Below are 4,386 nucleotides of genomic sequence, written 5' to 3'. Positions count from 1 at the left end.
GGCCAATCTGGGTCATGCGACCCTAGTCATCATCGATGCCCAGAAAGAATACCTCAGTGGTCCGCTGGCCCTGAGCGGCATGGATGCTGCCGTCGCAAACATCAAACACCTGCTGACCGCTGCCCGTGCAGCCGGTCGGCCAATCGTGCATGTGCGTCACCTCGGCACCGTCGGTGGGCTGTTCGATCCCCAGGGCGAACGCGGTGAGTTCATCCCGGGCCTGGAGCCACAGGGCGACGAAACCGTCATCGGCAAATTGCTGCCAAGCGCGTTTCACGGCACCGAACTGTACGATCGCCTGCAACAACTGGGCTCGCTCGACCTGATCGTTTGCGGTTTCATGAGTCACTCCAGCGTCAGCACCACCGTGCGTGCGGCGAAGAACCTGGGCTTTCGCTGCACCCTGGTGGAAGACGCCTGCGCGACGCGGGATTTGCCTTGCAAGGGCGGGATCCTCAGCGCCGAACACGTTCAGCAGACCGAAATGGCGATCATGGCGGACAACTTCGCCACCCTCGCCCTGACCCGCGATCTGATCTGATCGACCGTCGATGAGCGGCCCAAACCGCCGCTCATCCGCAAAAGCCTCTCATTTGCCGTAATTGCCCTAGCCTCAGGAACATCCCGGTCAACTCCCGGTCGAAGGGCCGATACCCATTGAGGAAGGTCGGAATGAAGTTATCCGATGGTTTTGATGCACGCCGCTTGCGGCCCAAGGGCCAACGCAACTGGCGATTTCGTTTCGGCGCAGCGTTCGCTGCCCTGCTGGCGATGTGCGGTGTATTGCTGGCGATGGCCGGCGCGGCCAGCCTGCTCGGGCGGCCACCGGCGTTGGGCGAGTTGAATGCCAGCCCGCTGGGCTCGTCGATCATTCTGGCGGTGGGCGTGTTCGTGCTGTACCTCGGCGTGTCGCTATGGCGCCGCTGCCGTCGCCGTTCGCGCCAGTCGCGAGAGCTGAACATAGCCCCGCACCTGATGAAAAAACACGACTGAATCAAAGGCCTGGCGTTTTGACGGGCCTCAATTGTTATGGATAGCGCTCCGACTTGGGTAAACTGCCCCCCCCCTTCGCGGAGGCTGACATGCAAGACGACGATTTTTCCCTGTTCAAAAGCGCGATCCAAGGCGTCAAGCCGATCAAGCACGATCGCGCCGAAACCGGCAAACCCAAGGCCGACCGCGCGCAAATCGCCAAGCTGCGCCAGGCCGCCACTGTGCGCACCGATGCGACCACCGTTGACGGGCTGTCCGATCAGTTTGTGATTGATGTCGGCCCGGAAGACGAGCTGATGTGGGCGCGTGACGGTGTTCAGGAAAGCCAGATGCGCAAGCTCAAGATCGGACAGATTCCGTTCGAAGGCAGCCTCGACCTGCATGGCATGAACGTGGAAAAGGCCCGTGAAACCCTCTGGGCGTTTCTGGCCGAAGCAACTAAATTCGAAATCCGCTGCGTGCGCGTCACCCACGGCAAAGCCGTGCGTCTGGACGGCAAGCGGCCGATGATCAAGAGTCACGTCAACACTTGGCTACGTCAGCATCCACAAGTGCTCGGCTTCACCTCGTGCCAGCCGAAACACGGCGGCGCTGGAGCGGTTTACGTGATGCTTAAACGAACCATGATGGAAGGTCGCGACGAGTAAAGCTGTCGCTTCACGCTTGCAGCGCCGTGTTTGCCACCGTACCCTTGCCCTTTGCGTAAAATCCCACAGGTAGTTTCATGTCCCTGGAACAGAATTACACCGCGATTCTCGGCCAATTGGGCGAGGACGTGTCCCGCGAGGGCCTGCTCGACACGCCAAAACGTGCCGCCAAAGCCATGCAGTACCTCTGCCGCGGTTATGAACAGACGMTGGAAGAGGTCACCAACGGTGCCTTGTTCAGCTCCGACAACAGCGAGATGGTGCTGGTCAAGGACATCGAGCTCTACTCGTTGTGCGAGCATCACCTGCTGCCGTTCATCGGCAAGGCGCACGTTGCCTATATTCCGAGCGGCAAGGTACTGGGACTGTCGAAAGTCGCGCGGATCGTCGATATGTACGCCCGCCGCCTGCAGATCCAGGAAAACCTCAGCCGCCAGATCGCCGATGCGGTCCAGCAAGTCACCGGCGCCCTGGGCGTGGCGGTGGTGATCGAGGCCAAGCACATGTGCATGATGATGCGCGGTGTGGAGAAACAGAATTCGACGATGATCACCTCGGTGATGCTCGGTGAGTTCCGCGAAAACGCCGCCACCCGCAGCGAGTTTCTCAGCCTGATCAAGTAATTCGCAGCACGAAGAAAACCGGCACTGATCGCCGGTTTTTTTTCGCCTGCGAAAAATCAGGTAAGCTGCGCGCCTTCTGTTTGCCCTGAGAGACTTATACCGTGTTCGTAAAAGCGCTTCGTGTCGGCCTCGGCCAACTGATCATCTTCATCGATTTCATCACCCGTCCTCTCCCACCAACAGCCTCAGGCTGCTTGCGCCGCTTGGGCCTGACGCACCACCGCTGCCAATCGCTTGAGCCCTTCGTCCAGCCGTGCCGGATCAATGTGGCTGAAGTTCAGCCGCAGATGGCCGGGGTTGTTATCCGGCTCAGGGAAAAACGGTTCGCCCGGCATGAACGCCACATCTGCTGCCAGCGCCGCTTTGAGCAGCGTGCGGGTATCCAGCGGCTGCTTGAGCGTCAGCCAGAAAAACAGCCCACCCTGCGGCACGTTCCAATCCGCCAGATCGGAAAAATGCCTTTCCAGTGCCAACTGGAACGCATCCCGACGAACCCGGTAGAAGTCCCGCAACTCGCCTAGATGCTGCTGGTATTTTTCAGTACCGATCCATTGCAGCGCTTGCCACTGCCCGATGCGGTTGGTGTGCAGATCGGCCGATTGCTTGAGCCGCAGCAAATGCGGGAACAGGTCCGGACTGGCAATCAAATAACCAACCCGCAGGCCCGGCAGCAGGGTTTTCGACACGGTGCCGGTGTAGATCCAACTGGCCTTGGTCAAGCGGCTGACGATCGGTGTGGCGCTGCCGCCATCGAAGGTCAGTTCGCGATAGGGTTCGTCTTCGATCAGGGTCACGCCGAACTCGTCGAGTAACGCCGCCACCGCATCGCGCTTGGCTTCGCTGTAGCGCACCGCCGACGGATTCTGAAACGTCGGGATCAGGTAGATGAACGCTGGCTTGTGTTGTTCCAGACGGCTGCGCAGTTGCACCAGGTTCGGGCCATCAGCCTCCAGCGGGACGGTGATGCAATCGGCGCCAAACAGCTGAAAAATCTGCAACGCCGCCAGGTAGGTCGGCGCTTCAAGCAGGATTTCGGTGCCTTTGTCGATGTGGAGCTTGGCCGCCAGATCGAGGGTTTGTTGCGAACCGCTGACCACCAATACCTGACTCGCCTCACACGGCACGCCCAACGCCCGGGCTTCGGCCGCCAACGCTTCACGCAGTGCCGGCTCGCCTTCGCTCATCCCGTATTGGCCCATGGACAGCGGCATCTGCGCCCACTCGACTTTCGGCAGCATGGCTTCGGCCGGCAAACCGCCGGCGAACGACATCACTTCCGGGCGCTGGGCGGCGGCGAGGATTTCACGGATCAAAGAACTTTTAAGGCGCGAGACACGTTCGGAAAAAGCCATGGGGGTCACCGGTAGCGAGGCCTGAGGAAAATGAGTCAAACTGATTGACCGAAATTACGACAGACCGAGCGGATACGTCAACATGCTTGACCTTAAAAACCCCACCACCCAGCAACAAGCCATGGAAGCCTTCTTCTTCGGCTATCAGGCCTTCACCGCCAAGGCTGATGAAATGCTCGAGCGTCGCGGCTTGAGCCGGGTGCATCAGCGCATCGTGTTTTTCATCGCGCGTTATCCGAACCTGAGCGTCAAGGAGTTGCTGGCGTTGCTCGGCGTGACCAAGCAGGCGCTGAACATTCCGCTGCGGCAGTTGGTGGAAATGCATTTGGTGAACAGCGTCGCGTCCCAGACCGACAAGCGTAAGCGGCTGCTGGAACTGACCGTGGAAGGCGCGCGGTTCGAGCAGTCGTTGCGGCGCGAGCAGGTGAAATTGCTCGAGCGGGTGTTTGCCGAAGCTGGGGAGACGGCGGTGAATGGGTGGTTGGCGGTGAATCAGGCATTGGGGGAAGTAACCAGAGTTGATCGGAACGACACCTGACTGTGGCGAGGGAGCTTGCTCCCGTTCGGCTGCGCAGCAGTCGCAAAGAACGATAACGCCGGTATGCCTGAAAAATTGCCACCGCCTGAGTCGGGCCGCTGCGCGCCCCAGCGGGAGCAAGCTCCCTCGCCACAAACAGCTCGCTACACATCACATTTCATATCTATATACCCCGCCTGCCATTTTTTTCGTCTACAAAATCAAAAACATTATTTGCTTTATTTGTATACAAA

General features: G+C 59.6%; 6 protein-coding genes and 1 pseudogene. 6 read left to right on the top strand and 1 reads right to left on the bottom strand.

Annotated elements, in window-relative coordinates:
• From AC1DLB_RS26740 to AC1DLB_RS26720, 5 genes and pseudogenes are all read left to right on the top strand, one after another.
• Positions 1-541: cysteine hydrolase family protein (locus AC1DLB_RS26740; protein WP_477785982.1), on the top strand; the 541-nt coding region annotated here is incomplete at its 5' end.
• Positions 542-672: 131 nt separating this feature from the next.
• Complete coding sequence (locus AC1DLB_RS26735) at positions 673-993, top strand: hypothetical protein (protein WP_018925195.1); 321 nt, start codon at positions 673-675, stop codon at positions 991-993.
• A gap of 89 nt (positions 994-1,082) precedes the next feature.
• Positions 1,083-1,640, top strand: coding sequence for a Smr/MutS family protein (locus tag AC1DLB_RS26730; RefSeq protein WP_008005647.1), 558 nt, complete (start codon positions 1,083-1,085; stop codon positions 1,638-1,640).
• A gap of 77 nt (positions 1,641-1,717) precedes the next feature.
• The gene (gene folE, locus AC1DLB_RS26725) at positions 1,718-2,263 is read left to right on the top strand and encodes a GTP cyclohydrolase I FolE (protein WP_477785981.1); all 546 of its coding nucleotides are present in this window, start codon (positions 1,718-1,720) and stop codon (positions 2,261-2,263) included.
• A gap of 101 nt (positions 2,264-2,364) precedes the next feature.
• Positions 2,365-2,433: pseudogene (locus AC1DLB_RS26720) on the top strand (glutaredoxin); the annotation flags it as partial.
• A 15-nt stretch (positions 2,434-2,448) separates the two neighbouring features.
• On the opposite strand, the gene AC1DLB_RS26715 reads toward AC1DLB_RS26720, so the two are convergent.
• Complete coding sequence (locus AC1DLB_RS26715) at positions 2,449-3,615, bottom strand: aminotransferase-like domain-containing protein (protein ID WP_477743810.1); 1,167 nt, start codon at positions 3,613-3,615, stop codon at positions 2,449-2,451.
• Between the two features lie 82 nt (positions 3,616-3,697).
• Here AC1DLB_RS26715 and AC1DLB_RS26710 point away from each other — a divergent pair, with 82 nt between their 5' ends.
• Positions 3,698-4,153, top strand: coding sequence for a MarR family winged helix-turn-helix transcriptional regulator (locus tag AC1DLB_RS26710; RefSeq protein WP_064619259.1), 456 nt, complete (start codon positions 3,698-3,700; stop codon positions 4,151-4,153).
• The last annotated feature ends 233 nt before the right edge of the window (positions 4,154-4,386 follow it).

Source organism: Pseudomonas sp. 05N434, assembly GCF_056396965.1.
Note: the sequence above shows the minus strand (reverse complement) of the source record. Positions and strands in the feature narration are given on the sequence as shown.